Origin of the sequence: Rhizobium sp. NFACC06-2, from assembly GCF_900101425.1 — a bacterium.
Taxonomy (GTDB): domain Bacteria; phylum Pseudomonadota; class Alphaproteobacteria; order Rhizobiales; family Rhizobiaceae; genus Agrobacterium; species Agrobacterium leguminum.
Window position 1 is genome coordinate 175,743 of sequence record NZ_FMVA01000009.1, and the last position, 14,448, is coordinate 190,190.

Here is a 14,448-nt window from a genome sequence, read left to right on the forward strand (position 1 = left end):
GCTTCCCAGGCCCTCACCATTCAGCAAAGACCACGCCCATTCTTGTTCGGGAGACTGTAAATGACTGTAAAAGTTGCCATTAACGGCTTCGGCCGCATCGGCCGCAACGTCCTGCGCGCCATCGTCGAATCCGGCCGCACCGATATCGAAGTCGTTGCCATCAACGACCTCGGCCCGGTGGAGACCAACGCCCACCTGCTGCGTTACGATTCGATCCACGGCAAGTTCCCGGCCGATGTGAAGGTAGAAGGCGACACGATCATCGTGGGCGGCGGCAAGCCGATCAAGGTTACGGCCGTTCGCGATCCGGCAACGCTGCCGCACAAGGAACTCGGCGTCGACATCGCGCTGGAATGCACGGGCATCTTCACCGCCCGCGACAAGGCTGCCGCTCACCTGACGGCCGGCGCAAAGCGCGTCATCGTTTCGGCTCCGGCTGACGGCGCAGACCTGACGGTCGTTTTCGGCGTCAACGACGACCAGCTGACGAAGGACCATCTGGTCATTTCCAACGCGTCCTGCACCACCAACTGCCTCGTGCCGGTCGTGAAGGTTCTCGATGACGTCGTTGGCATCGACCATGGCTTCATGACGACGATCCACTCCTACACCGGCGACCAGCCGACGCTGGACACCATGCACAAGGACCTGTACCGCGCCCGCGCCGCAGCCCTGTCCATGATCCCGACCTCGACGGGCGCTGCCAAGGCCGTTGGCCTCGTTCTGCCGCACCTCAAGGGCAAGCTGGACGGCACGTCGATCCGCGTTCCGACCCCGAACGTTTCGGTCGTGGACTTCAAGTTCATTGCCAAGCGCGCCACCACGGTTGAGGAAATCAACGAAGCGATCAAGTCTGCCGCCAATGGCAAGCTGAAGGGCATCCTCGGCTACACAGACGAGCCGCTGGTTTCCCGCGATTTCAACCACGACAGCCATTCGTCGATCTTCGCCAACGACCAGACCAAGGTCATGGAAGGCAATTTCGTGCGCGTCCTGTCCTGGTACGACAACGAGTGGGGCTTCTCCAACCGCATGTCGGACACGGCCGTCGCCTTCGCGAAGACCATCTAAGCAGGCATCGCTTCCATAAAAAACCGGCAGGAGCAATCCTGCCGGTTTTTGTTTGCCTGAAAAATGCCGGCGGAATGAGGAATCCCACCCCCGGCGTCGATCCCGAAGCAAGGCGGGGCGCTTCAGATCGAAAACCGGCACCGGCCAATCGACGATGCAGGTCGTCCCTCACCCAGCCGGAAGAGGCGCGCGCATTCGTCATTTTCTATTGTTGATAATGACCGGACCAGAATTGCCGGCACTGCTCCAGATCGTATCGAAGGTCTGTTGCCTCAATTCGCTTTGCTGCATGGAGAGTTTCATCATGCAGTCGGCGAAATCCCGCGAGCCTTCGTAGTAGCCGAAGACGCGACAGCGCTCTCGTTGCGCGGCCATGTTTTCTGCCGTCTGCTCCGTACTCGAGCAACCCGAAACCATCGGGCCGGCCGCCAGCAGCATCGTAAAGGTAAATATCCGTTTCATCCGATCGCTCCGATAATGGGTAAAAGCAATTCGGAGGCGAGAACTAACGCGGCTGCATTGTCTCTATGTTACGCTCAAACACCGGCGGGTGAATTGTCGGTGCAGGGTGTGCGCCGCTTCTCCAGGCCTTGCATGTTTTCCCTGCACGCCGAAAAAATTCCCATTTCCTGCCTTTGTCTGGTCCACTTTGGGACGGACAAGGGGGATAACGGTCGTGCGCAATGTACTTCGGCCCTGCCGTATCATTCGATACACCCCGCCTTGCGTCGCCTTTCAACGCCACCCGAAACAGCGCTGACAGACCGCAACCCGTGGCGCATTGACTGCAGACGCGCAGAGCATTCATTGCGCCACGGGTTGCGGTCTATCAACGCGGTTTGAATGAGGCGGTGGACGTGGAATCATTTTATCTTCTGTTGCTGGTCGCAACCGTTCTCGTTCTCGTCGCCGCCTTTTCGAGCCTTATCGCCTTCCGCTTCGGCGCACCGCTGCTGCTGCTTTTCCTGATGATCGGCCTTGGGGCCGGTGTGGACGGCCTCGGCATCGAATTCACCAACAATCCGCTGGCCTATATGCTCGGCTCGCTGGTGCTTGCCGTCATCCTGTTCGATTCCGGGTTCGGCACATCCATCCAGTCCTTCCGGCTTTCGGCGGCACCCGCCGTCGCTCTCGCCACAGTCGGCGTCATCCTCACATCCGTCTTTTTTGCCGGCGCGGCCGCCCTGCTGCTCGGGCTTTCCTGGCTGGAAGGCCTGCTGCTCGGCGCCATCGTCGCTTCCACCGATGCGGCGGCCGTGTTCTTCCTGCTGCGCATCGGCGGTATCCACATCCGCGATCAGGTGCGTTCGACGCTGGAAGTCGAATCCGGCACCAACGATCCGATGGCGATCTTCCTCACCATCGCCCTGGTCGAAATCATCGCCAAGGGCCAGGGGCTGGCCGGCATCGATAGCGGCTTTCTGCTGCTTTTCATTGAGCAGATGGGCCTTGGCGTGATTTTCGGCCTGCTCGGCGGCGTCATGATCGCCACCGTCGTCAACCGTTTCGCCGCTGACCGGGGGCTTGCGCCCATCTTCGTGCTGGCGCTGGCGCTGCTCGTCTTTTCCTTCACCGGCACAATTGGCGGCAGCGGTTTTCTGGCGGTCTATGTGGCTGGCATCGTTGCCGGCAACCGCCGGATCTTCGCCAAGGAAACCATCCGCCGTTTCCATGAGGGGCTGACCTGGCTTGCACAGATCATCATGTTCCTGATGCTCGGCCTGCTCGCCACCCCGTCGCAATTTCCGGCAATCGCCATTCCGGCCGTGCTGCTCGCGCTGTTCCTGATCTTCGTCGCCCGCCCGCTTGCGGTGTGGCTGAGCCTCATGCCCTTCAACTATACCCAGCAGGAAACCTCCTTCGTGGCATGGGTGGGCCTGCGCGGCGCGGTTTCCATCCTGCTCGCCATCATGCCCATTCTCGGCGGCCTTGACGATGCGCAGGTCTATTTCAACGCCGCCTTCATCATCGTGCTGGTGTCGCTGCTGGTACAGGGCTGGACCATCAAGCCGGTGGCGACAAGGCTCGGGCTGATCGTGCCGCCGCGCATGGGTGAGGTGGACAAGCTTGAGGTGGACCTTCCCGGCACCGCCAATCATGAGCTGATCTCCTACCGGGTCGCCAAGGGTAGCGCCATCATGCAGGGCGAGCGTATTCCGCGCTGGGCCATGCCTTCGCTGGTGGTGCGCGACGGCAAATCGATCCGCTACCAATATGCCGGGCGGCTGCGCGAGAACGATCTTGTCTACCTCTTCATCGCCCCAGGCTATTCACGCCTGATCGACCGGCTGTTCGCCAGCGCCCTACCGGTTGCCGATGACGACGCCGATTTCTTCGGCACCTTCGCGATCTCGCCCACCCGCCCGGCGAAGGAACTGGACGCAGCCTATGGTCCCGGCCTGCTTTCACCAGCCGAACAGGCGATGAGCGTCGCGGAACTCATCGAAGCGCGCCTTGCCGGAAAGGCCGATTATGCCGACCGCGTGCGCCTCGGCTCCATCGTGCTGATCGTTCGCACACTGGACGAACACGAGGCGATAACCGGTGTGGGCATCTCCCTAGAACCGGTGGAACCGGCGACCAGCCTGCCGATCTTCATCAGCTTTTCGGAAATCCTCAATCGTGTGCGCAACCATCTGGCAGAGAAGCGCCAGCCACGCTCCGCCAGCGTTGAAGAAAGCGCCCCCGCCGCTGCGAATACAGTGAGAGAAAATGAGGCCTGACCGGCTTGCGTCGTCAATCAGGCATAGTATGGTCCGTGCCGAACTCGCAACAAATCAGGATCGACCTATGCCCGCTTTCAAGACCCTCGACGACCTCAACGACATTGCCGGAAAGCGCGTTCTCGTCCGCGTTGATCTCAACGTGCCGGTCGCAGATGGCAAGGTGACGGACGCAACCCGTATCGAACGCGTTGCGCCGACCATTCTGGAACTGTCCTCCAAGGGCGCGAAAGTCATTCTGCTTGCCCATTTCGGCCGTCCGAAGGGCGAACCGGTGGCCGACATGTCGCTTTCCCAGATCGTACCCGCCGTCGAGGAAGTATTGGATCACGCCGTTTCCTTCGCGACCGACTGCATCGGCGCACCGGCGGCGGATGCCGTCGCGAAACTGAACGATGGCGATATCCTGCTTCTGGAAAATACCCGTTTCCACAAGGGCGAAGAAAAGAACGATCCCGCCTTCGTCGAAGCTTTGGCAGCGAATGGCGACATCTACGTGAACGACGCCTTCTCCGCCGCCCACCGCGCCCATGCCTCCACCGAGGGCCTTGCACGCCACCTGCCCGCCTATGCCGGCCGCACCATGCAGGCCGAGCTTGAGGCCCTGGAAAAGGGCCTCGGCCAGCCAGTCCGTCCGGTCGTCGCCATCGTCGGTGGCGCCAAGGTTTCAAGCAAGATCGATCTGCTGATGAACCTCGTCAAGAAGGTCGACGCCCTCGTCATCGGCGGCGGCATGGCCAACACCTTCCTCGCCGCCCGCGGTGCGCAGGTCGGCAAATCGCTTTGCGAGCATGATCTCGCCGAGACCGCAAAGCAGATCATGATCGAGGCAGCGACATCCGGCTGCGCCATCGTTCTGCCGGAGGACGGCGTTGTCGCCCGCGAATTCAAGGCCGGTGCGGCCAATGAAATCGTCGACATCAACGCCATTCCCGCTGATGCCATGGTTCTCGATGTCGGACCAAAATCGGTTGAAAGCATCAAGGCCTGGATTTCCCGCGCCGAAACGCTGGTCTGGAACGGCCCGCTCGGCGCCTTCGAAATCGAGCCCTTCGACGCGGCGACCGTTGCCGCTGCAAAACACGCGGCGGAATGCACCAAGGCCGGCAAGCTCGTCTCCGTCGCCGGCGGCGGCGATACCGTAGCTGCGCTCAACCATGCCGGTGTTTCCGAGGATTTCTCCTATGTTTCGACGGCCGGCGGCGCCTTCCTCGAATGGATGGAAGGCAAGGAATTGCCGGGCGTTGCCATCCTGACCGCCGCCAAGTAAACTCACCCTACTTGCCTGACACAAGGCCGGACAAGCCATGCTTGTCCGGCCTTGCTTTTTGGTAAGCGGCACCGGGAGGAAAAGTTTCAAACGATTGAAATCATTTCAATCGTTTCAATGAGTTAGCGTGCCATTTCCCTGCCCTGGAACTTCTGTTATCGGAAATTTATTGTGCCTTGGGAGAATAGCAAATGACCGAACGTCTCGAAGAAATCGCAATCAAAATGGTCGCCGACGGCAAGGGCCTGCTCGCCGCCGACGAATCCACGGGAACGATCAAAAAGCGTTTCGACAGCATCAATCTGGAGTCCACCGAGACCGCCCGCCGCGATTATCGCGAGATGCTGTTCCGTTCCGACGACGCCATGAAGAAATACATCTCCGGCGTCATCCTTTATGAAGAGACCCTGTTCCAGAGGGCCGCCGACGGCACGCCTTTCGTGGATATCATCAAGGCGGCCGGCAGCCTGCCAGGCATCAAGGTGGATATCGGCGCCAAGCCCATGGCTTTCCATCCGCATGAATTCATCACCGAAGGCCTGGACGGCCTTTACGAGCGCCTTCGCAAGTATCATGAAGCCGGCGCCCGTTTCGCCAAATGGCGCGGCGTCATCACCATCGGTGAGCAGCGTCCGAGCTGGGGTTCTATCAAGGCAAACTCCCAGTCGCTCGCCCGTTACGCCGCTCTCTGCCAGCAGGCGGATATCGTGCCGATCGTGGAGCCGGAAGTGCTGATGGACGGCGAGCCGGGCACGCATGACATCGACCGCTGTGCGGAAGTCACGCAATGGGTTCTCCAGACCGTCTTCGCGGATCTGTTCGATGCCCGTGTGAATCTTGAAGGCATGATCCTCAAGCCGAACATGATCATCGACGGCAAGAAGGCCCGCAAGGCTTCCGTCGAGGAAGTGGCGGAAAAGACCGTGAAGGTTCTGAAGGCAACCGTGCCTTCTGCCGTTCCGGGCATCGCCTTCCTTTCCGGCGGCCAGTCCTCCGAAGAGGCGACCGCCCATCTCTCCGCCATGAATGCCGGCTACGACCTGCCCTGGTCTTTGACCTATTCCTACGGCCGCGCGCTTCAGGATACGGCCCTCAAGACATGGGGCGGCAAGCAGGAAAACGTCGCCGCCGGCCAGCGCGCCTTTACGCACCGCGCCGCGATGAACAGCCTCGCCGCCAAGGGCAACTGGAAGCAGGAACTCGAAAAGGCAGCCTGAGGCTGACAGAGAACATCAGATAAACAGCAGCCGCCCCAACGGGCGGCTGCTGCGTTTGATAAGGCAAGATCATCCGTATTCCGTCACCCGGACCCAATCGTCTTTCATTTTACCCGACTGATAATTCTCAACCGTTTTGATTGTGCATCGCTACCTGCGTGGAAGCATGCCCACCATGGGCAGCCTTATCCGCTCAAGTCGTGCGACCTGACGACTCATGACCGTCATTGCCCCAATAGGCAGCAGATACGCTCCCCGACTTCTCCAGCGCGTAACGCCAGACCATCCGGCTCGCCCGGCATCACAAGCGCTGTCGTCTCGACGGGCTCCGAAAAGCCCTGGAAATTGCTGCGCGCTCGTTACATCACAGATAAATTTCAGTCAATTGTAGTATGATCCACTATGTGGACCTATAAACATGCTATGAAAACCGCGCAATACTGCATTTATACAGTTGATTTCGGCACTTATCCTGTGTATCCCGAATGCATAGTTTCTTAACGGTCCATATTGTGGAGGCAATATACCGCTAGTTTCAGGCTTTTGGAGGGGTCTGGCCGGTCTGGCAATGACAGATATATCCTGATGCGTCGGTCATGATATTGGCCTGGACGCGGATAACTCTCTTTGTCTGCCGCAGTCCGTTGCGAAGGTTGTTCTGTGGGAGAGGAGGCCCCGATGACCATGACCGCAAACGCGAATGACGACGTATTTGTACTCGATGGAGAGCTTTTGCATACCGGGCCGGTAACGGGCTCCTGGTTCATGCGACCCATCGAGGCTGTGGCGGCGGTGCTGCTGGCGGTGATGATCGGCCTGCTTCTGCTGGGTGTGACATCGCGCTATGCCCTGCATTTGCCAATCGTCTGGATCGATGAAACGGCGTCGTTGAGCTTCCTGTGGTTTGCCATGCTGGGTGCGGCAATTGCCATCGACCGCAGCGAACACCTGCGCCTGACGCTGTTTCTCAACATGTTTCCGCAGCGCATTCTGGGCTATGTCAATTCGCTCGCTTTGGTGCTGGTGGCGACATTTCTTGCGGCGATTATCAAGCCGGCGATAGAATATGCCATCGAGGAATGGGTCGTCACCTCGGCAGCGCTGAATATTCCAATGTCCTTCCGCGCCGCGGCATTGCCGGTTGGCGCCTGTCTGATGCTGCTGCTGGTCCTCAACAATCTCTTCCGCAGGGAAAATCTGCGGCACATCATCGCAGCCGTTGTCACCGTCGCGGTCGCCTCCGGCCTGCTCTATCTGGCATCGCCGACGCTCGAAACTTTCGGCAATTTCAATCTGGCGATCTTCCTCGGCCTGTTCGTGGCGGTGTTTCTGGTGCTGGGCGTACCGATCGCCTTCTGCTTCGGCCTTGGAACCCTCGCCTACCTGACCTTTACCACCTGGGTTCCGACCATCGTGATGATCGGGCGCATTGACGAGGGCATGTCAGGCATCATTCTGCTCTCGGTTCCGGTTTTCGTGCTGCTGGGCTGTGTGCTCGATGCCACCGGCATGGGCAAGGCGATTGTCGAACTGCTATCCTCCATGTTCGGCCATATTCGCGCCGGCATGTCCTATGTGCTGCTCGGCTCGCTGTTTCTGGTCTCGGGCATTTCCGGCTCCAAGGTTTCGGATATGGCGACAGTTGCACCGGCGCTGTTTCCGGAAATGAAGCGCCGTGGCCACAAGCCCAAGGAAATGATTGCGCTGCTCGCCACCGGCGCCGCCATGGCCGATACGGTTCCGCCCTCCATCGTGCTGATCGTTCTCGGTTCGGCGGCGGGCGTGTCGATTGCCGGCCTGTTCACTTCCGGCTTCATGATCGCCATGGTGCTGCTTCTGGTGCTGGCCGTTCTGGCCCGCTGGAAGGCGCGGCATGAAAACATGGAAGGCGCAAAACGCACCCCGTGGCCGTTGGTCGGCAAGGCGGCGCTGATTGCAGCACCTGCACTGGTTCTGCCCTTCCTCATCCGCAGCCTGGTCGGCGGCGGCGTGGCGACGGCGACCGAGGTTTCCACCATTGCCGTGCTCTATGCGATGATTATCGGTGCGGTGCTTTATGGCGGCATCAGCCTCAAAAAGCTCTATTCCATGCTGGTGGAGACGGCAGCCCTTTCCGGGGCGATCCTGCTGATCCTCGGCTGCGCCTCGGCCATGGCCTGGGGGTTGACGCAGAGCGGCTTTGCTTTCCAGTTGACCGCGATGATCACCGATCTGCCGGGCGGATGGATGACCTATATGGTCGTGTCGATCCTGATTTTCATGATCCTCGGCTGCGTGCTGGAAGGCCTGCCGGCAATCGTATTGCTCGCACCGATCATGTTCCCCATCGCCCGCACGCTTGGCATCAACGACATCCATTATTCGATGGTGGTGGTGGTCGCCATGAATATCGGCCTGATGGCACCACCCATCGGCATCGGTTTCTATATCGCCTGCAAGATAGGCAATGTTTCGCCTGATGAAGCCATGGGCGCCATCTGGCCCTATCTCGCAGCCATGGTCATCGGTCTGCTGCTGATTGCGGCAGTTCCGGGCTTCTCGACAATTCTGCTCTGAGACCGTGGCGGGTCCACCCGCCACGCCGATGAATGACACATGCTTTTATTTTGGGAGGAGAAAGCAATGAATATCAACAGACGTACCGTGTTGGCCGGCGCCGGTTCTGCCGTTCTTGCCACCGCTTTTGTGTCGCGCGCCCGCGCTGCGCAATTCAATTATAAATATGCCAACAACCTGCCTGCCGCGCACCCCATGAACATCCGCGCCAAGGAAGCGGCTGACCGTATCGCCAAGGAAACCGACGGCCAGGTGAATATCAACATCTTCCCCAGCAGCCAGTTGGGCGCTGATACCGATGTGTTGAGCCAGGTACGCTCTGGCGGCGTTGAATTCTTTACGCTTTCGCCACTGATCCTGTCGACGCTGGTGCCGAATGCATCCATCAGCGGCATCGGCTTCGCCTTCCCGAACTACGATTCGGTTTGGGCGGCCATGGATGGCGATCTCGGCAAATATGTGCGCGGCGAAATCGCCAAGCAGAATCTCGTTGCCATGGACACCATCTGGGATAACGGTTTCCGCCAGATCACCAGCGCTTCGAAACCCATCGCCACGCCGGCCGATCTCGAAAGCTTCAAGATCCGCGTGCCGGTAAGCCCGCTCTGGACCTCGATGTTCAAGGCCTTCAAGTCGGCCCCTGCCTCGATCAATTTCGCTGAAGTCTACACCGCCTTGCAGACCGGCGTTGTCGATGGCCAGGAAAACCCGCTGGCGATCATTTCCACCGCCAAGCTGTTCGAAGTGCAGAAATTCTGCTCGGTCACCAACCATATGTGGGACGGCTTCTGGTTCCTGGCGAACAAGCGCGCCTGGGAGCGCCTGCCGGATGACCTGCGCGCCATCGTCGCCAAGAACCTCAATCAGGCCGGCAAGGACGAGCGGGCCGATGTGGCGAAACTCAATGCCTCGGTGAAGGAAGACCTGATTGCGAAGGGCATGACCTTCAACGACACCGACGCCTCACTCTTCCGTGCAACCCTCAAGGAAGCCGGTTTCTATTCCGAATGGAAGGGCAAATATGGCGATGAAGCCTGGGCGATTCTCGAAAAGGCCGTTGGCGCCAGCCTGACCTGATCGGTCTGCTGAATAGCTGGCCCCGCATCGGGCGGGGCCGACCCGACTATTTCTGACGATTGTAATGGAGACTGTTTTGACAGGTCGCCTGACGGGAAAACGCGCCATAGTTTTTGGCGCAGGATCATCTGGTCCGGGTTTCGGCAATGGCAAGGCTGCGGCCGTGCAATTTGCCCGCGAAGGCGCGCGCGTGTCCTGTGTCGACCTCTCCGCTGACGCGGCCGAGGAAACCGCGCAGATCATTCGCGGCGAAGGTTTCGAGGCGATTGCGGTTGCTGCCGATGTCACGGAACTCGATTCCGTATCGGCCACGGTTGCGCGGACCTGCGAGGTCTTCGGCGGCATCGATATTCTGCACAACAATGTCGGCGTGACCCATATGGGCGGCCCGGTCGAGCTGGATGAGGAACGCTTCCGAGCCTCGGTCGATCTCAATATCGGCTCCGTTTATCGCACCGCCAAGGCGGTACTGCCGGTGATGCTGGCGCAGGGCGGTGGGGCCATCGTCAACATCTCATCGCTCGCCTCCATTCGCTGGACCGGCTATCCCTATTTTGCGTATTACGCCATGAAAGCCGCCGTAAACCAGGCAACCGTGGCGCTGGCAATGCAATATGCCCGCCAGGGCATTCGCGCCAATTGCGTTCTGCCCGGAATGATAGACACGCCGCTGATCTACAAGCAGATCAGCAATCAATATGCCTCCGTCGAGGACATGGTGGCGGCGCGCAATGCCGCAGTCCCAGTAGGCCGCATGGGCGATGCCTTCGATATCGCACGTGCGGCAGTCTTTCTGGCATCCGATGAAGCCAAGTTCATCACCGGCATCTGCCTGCCGGTCGATGGCGGGCAAAGCTGTGCGGTGGGGGCGTTTTCCTGATATGGCCACGATAATCCCGGCGGAAAACGACCTGACAGGCGCGCGCGCGGTAGACCGGGCGCTGGGACTTCTATCGATGGTGGGGCGTCATGCCGAACGCGGTGTGGCGCTTTCGGTCATCGTCACCGAAAGCGGGCTGAACAAGCCCACGGCCCGCCGCCTGCTACTGGCGCTGATCCGCGCAGGCCTGGTGGAGCAGGATGAGGAAACGCGGCGTTATTATCTGGGCGAGGAAGCCTACGTGCTCGGCAGTCTGTCATCGCGCCGTTTCGGCTTGCTGCAGATGGCCCAGGACAGTCTGACGCGCATTTCCCGCCGCACAGAGGATTCGAGCTTCCTTTCCGTGCGTCGCGATACATTTGCATTGTGCCTCTATCGCGAAGAAGGCACTTGGCCGGTGCGTACCCACGCGCTTCAGGCCGGTTTCGAGCACCCGCTGGGCATTGGCGCGGGATCGCTCGCCATGCTGGCGGCGCTGCCCGATGCCGAGGTGGAAAGCGTCATTGCCGCCAATAGCGGGCTGATTGCCGCGAACTATCCCGGCATCACGCTGGACGGACTGCGCCGCGATGTCGAATTGACGCGAACCAATGGTTATTCGCTCAATCCGGGTCTGATCCTCTCGAATTCCTGGGGTATCGGCGTTGCCATCCGAACACCGGATGGCGCGGTGGCGGGGGCGTTGAGCATTGCCGCCGTCGATAGCCGTATGCGACCGGAGCGCCAGCCGGAACTGGCCGCGCTGCTGCGCGAGGAAGTGACCCGCATCGAGACACGCATTGCGGAAATGATGGCCAGCCGCGCCCGCACGCGCGGCGAAGGCGACGCGAAACGGCAAACAAGGAGAACGAGCAAATGAGCAAAGCGCAGATCGTCGGCTGGGCGCATTCGCCTTTCGGCAAATCGGCCCTTGAAAATACCGAGCAACTGATGGCTTCGGTCGTGGCGCCGGCCATAGACCATGCCGGCGTCGATGTCGGCGATATAGACGGCATTTTCGTTGGCGTCATGAATAACGGTTTCTCGAAACAGGATTTTCAGGGCGCGCTGGTGGCCATGGGCGATGAGCGCCTCGCCTATACGCCCGCCGTGCGTTTCGAGAATGCCTGCTCGACGGGATCGGCCGCCCTTTACAGCGCCATGGATTTCATCGAGGCCGGGCGTGGACGCATCGCGCTCGTTGTCGGCGCCGAAAAAATGACGGCGCTGCCAACCGCCGAGGTGGGTGAAATCCTGCTATCCGCCTGCTACCGTGCTGAGGAAGCCGATATTTCCGGCGGCTTTGCCGGCCAGTTCGGACGTATCGCCGAGGCATATTTCCAGCGCTATGGCGATCGCTCGGAAGAACTGGCGATGATCGCCGCCAAGAACCACGCCAATGGCGCGGTCAATCCCTATGCCCATATGCGCAAGGATTTCGGCTTCGATTTCTGCAACACGGTATCGGAGAAGAACCCTTACGTCGCAGGCCCGCTGCGCCGCACCGACTGCTCGCTGATTTCCGATGGCGCCGCCGCCATCATTCTGGCCGATGAGGAAACCGCAGCGACACTCAACCGGGCCATCGGTTTCCGGGGCCGCAAGCATGTCAATGACATTCTGGCGCTCAGCCGCCGCGATCCGCTGGCCTTCGAGGGCGCGCGCCGCGCCTGGGCAGGTTCGCTGGAACTCGCAGGCGCAACGCTCGACGATCTTTCCTTCGTCGAAACCCATGATTGCTTCACCATTGCCGAACTCATCGAATATGAGGCGATGGGATTGGCGAAGCCCGGTGAAGGCCACCGGGTGGTGCGCGAAGGCACGGCCCTGAAAACCGGGCGCCTGCCGATCAACCCCTCCGGCGGGCTGAAATCCAAGGGACATCCGGTTGGAGCAACCGGGGTCTCCATGCATGTCATGGCGGCGATGCAATTGATGGGTGAAGCGGGCGACATGCAGATCCCCGGCGCCTCGCTCGCCGGTGTTTTCAACATGGGGGGAACTGCGGTTGCCAACTATGTCTCGATCATGGAGCGCGTGAAATGACGATACATCCTCCGGGCGGGGTTGCGCCTTCGACCACGCGGGTCATGAATCTCTCGCATTTCCTGACCCAGGCAGCGCGCCGCAACCCCGCCGACATCGGCTTCGTATGGGGTGACAAGAGCTGGACATGGGCTGAAATGGACGCCCGCGTCGATGCGATGGCACAGGCGCTGGTAACAGAATTCGGCGTCAGGAAAGGCGACCGCATTCTGGTGCAGTCTTCCAACAACAACCAGATGTTCGAATCCATGTTCGCCTGCTTCCGCGTGGGCGCGGTGTGGGTGCCGACCAATTATCGCCAGTCGCCCGATGAGGTGGCCTATCTGGCAAAAGCCAGCGGCGCACGCGGCATGATCTGCGCCAGCGCTTTTCCCGAGCATGCAAGGGCCAGCCGGGAGGCGACCGCGATCGATTTCACCATCGCCATTGGCACGGCCGAATTCGGCGAGGACTACGATACCATCGTGGCCCGTTATCTAGGCCAGAAAGTCAAAAGCCAGGCGGTGGATCGGGACGATCCCTGCTGGTTCTTCTTCACCTCCGGCACAACGGGTCGGCCCAAGGCGGCGGTACTGACCCATGGCCAGATGGCTTTCGTCATCACCAACCATCTTTGCGATCTGATGCCCGGCACCGGACCGGGCGACGCTTCCATCGTCGTTGCGCCGCTTTCGCATGGCGCGGGCATTCACCAGCTGGTGCAGGTGGCGCATGGGGCAAAAACGGTGCTTCCGGCTGCGGAAAAACTCGATGTGCCCGCGGTGTGGGCGCTGATCGAGAAATGGCGCGTCACCAATGCCTTTACCGTGCCGACCATTCTGAAAATGCTGATCGAAGACCCTTCCGTGGATCGTTTCGATCATTCCTCGCTGCGCTACGTCATCTATGCCGGTGCGCCCATGTATCGCGCCGATCAGAAACGGGCGCTCGCCAAGCTCGGCCCGGTGCTGGTGCAATATTTCGGCCTTGGCGAGGTGACCGGCAACATCACCGTGCTGCCGCCTTCCTTCCACAACGCCGAGGACGGCCCGGAGGCGCGGATCGGCACCTGCGGTTTTGATCGCACCGGCATGGAAGTGCAAATCCAGAACGATGCAGGCGAGGAGGTTTGCGCCGGTGAAACCGGAGAAATCTGCGTGATAGGTCCCGCTGTTTTCGCGGGTTATTACGATAATCCCGATGCCAATGCCAAAGCCTTCCGCAACGGCTGGTTCCGCACCGGCGATCTTGGCCACCGCGATGAGAACGGTTTCGTCTACATCACCGGCCGCGCCTCCGACATGTATATTTCCGGTGGCTCGAACATCTATCCGCGTGAGATCGAGGAGAAAATCCTCATGCATCCGGATATCAGCGAGACAGCGGTTCTGGGCGTGCCGGATGCGGTGTGGGGCGAGGTCGGCGTCGCCGTCTGCGTGGCGCGGGAGGGCGCGGATATCGCCGGCATCGACCTGAAAGCCTATCTCGACGGCAAGATGGCCCGTTACAAGCTGCCGAAAGCCGTTGTGTTCTGGGATGCCATGCCGAAATCCGCCTATGGCAAGATCACCAAGAAGATGATCCGCGAGGAGCTGGAAAAGCGCGGCCAGATGCCGGTTTTCGAGGAAAAACTGACTGGCTGAAGGCCGT

General features: G+C 60.3%; 11 protein-coding genes. 10 read left to right on the forward strand and 1 reads right to left on the reverse strand.

The window, feature by feature from the left end; translation table 11 throughout:
- Positions 1–60 precede the first annotated feature (60 nt).
- Positions 61–1,071, forward strand: coding sequence for a type I glyceraldehyde-3-phosphate dehydrogenase (gene gap / locus F3H58_RS16870; RefSeq protein WP_059755800.1), 1,011 nt, complete (start codon positions 61–63; stop codon positions 1,069–1,071).
- Positions 1,072–1,269: 198 nt separating this feature from the next.
- Here gap and F3H58_RS16875 read toward each other — a convergent pair whose 3' ends face one another.
- Positions 1,270–1,533 carry a hypothetical protein gene (locus F3H58_RS16875; protein ID WP_149742987.1) on the reverse strand — a complete coding sequence of 88 codons (264 nt, stop codon included), beginning with the start codon at positions 1,531–1,533 and terminating at the stop codon, positions 1,270–1,272.
- 395 nt (positions 1,534–1,928) lie between these two features.
- Between F3H58_RS16875 and F3H58_RS16885 the strand changes: the two genes are divergently transcribed.
- The 9 genes from F3H58_RS16885 to F3H58_RS16925 all read left to right on the forward strand — a co-directional run bounded on the left by F3H58_RS16885 (position 1,929) and on the right by F3H58_RS16925 (position 14,441).
- Positions 1,929–3,794 (forward strand): potassium/proton antiporter, encoded by a 1,866-nt coding sequence (locus F3H58_RS16885; protein ID WP_149742989.1) that lies wholly within the window; start codon positions 1,929–1,931, stop codon positions 3,792–3,794.
- A gap of 67 nt (positions 3,795–3,861) precedes the next feature.
- Positions 3,862–5,064 carry a phosphoglycerate kinase gene (locus tag F3H58_RS16890; RefSeq protein WP_003523198.1) on the forward strand — a complete coding sequence of 401 codons (1,203 nt, stop codon included), beginning with the start codon at positions 3,862–3,864 and terminating at the stop codon, positions 5,062–5,064.
- A 191-nt stretch (positions 5,065–5,255) separates the two neighbouring features.
- Positions 5,256–6,281, forward strand: a complete 1,026-nt coding sequence (locus F3H58_RS16895) for a class I fructose-bisphosphate aldolase (RefSeq protein WP_149742990.1) — start codon at positions 5,256–5,258, stop codon at positions 6,279–6,281.
- 678 nt (positions 6,282–6,959) lie between these two features.
- Positions 6,960–8,837, forward strand: coding sequence for a TRAP transporter large permease (locus tag F3H58_RS16900; protein ID WP_149742991.1), 1,878 nt, complete (start codon positions 6,960–6,962; stop codon positions 8,835–8,837).
- Between the two features lie 66 nt (positions 8,838–8,903).
- Positions 8,904–9,914 (forward strand): TRAP transporter substrate-binding protein, encoded by a 1,011-nt coding sequence (locus tag F3H58_RS16905; RefSeq protein ID WP_003520342.1) that lies wholly within the window; start codon positions 8,904–8,906, stop codon positions 9,912–9,914.
- A 76-nt stretch (positions 9,915–9,990) separates the two neighbouring features.
- Positions 9,991–10,794 (forward strand): SDR family NAD(P)-dependent oxidoreductase, encoded by an 804-nt coding sequence (locus F3H58_RS16910; RefSeq protein ID WP_188128960.1) that lies wholly within the window; start codon positions 9,991–9,993, stop codon positions 10,792–10,794.
- 1 nt (position 10,795) lies between these two features.
- A complete protein-coding gene (locus F3H58_RS16915) occupies positions 10,796–11,653 on the forward strand; it encodes an IclR family transcriptional regulator (protein WP_149742993.1) in 858 nt (285 codons plus the stop codon).
- Positions 11,650–12,819, forward strand: a complete 1,170-nt coding sequence (locus F3H58_RS16920; protein WP_059755809.1) for an acetyl-CoA acetyltransferase — start codon at positions 11,650–11,652, stop codon at positions 12,817–12,819. Before F3H58_RS16915 ends, F3H58_RS16920 begins: the two co-directional genes overlap by 4 nt.
- A complete protein-coding gene (locus F3H58_RS16925) occupies positions 12,816–14,441 on the forward strand; it encodes an acyl-CoA synthetase (protein ID WP_149742994.1) in 1,626 nt (541 codons plus the stop codon). The genes F3H58_RS16920 and F3H58_RS16925 overlap by 4 nt, the downstream gene beginning before the upstream one ends.
- Positions 14,442–14,448 lie beyond the last annotated feature (7 nt).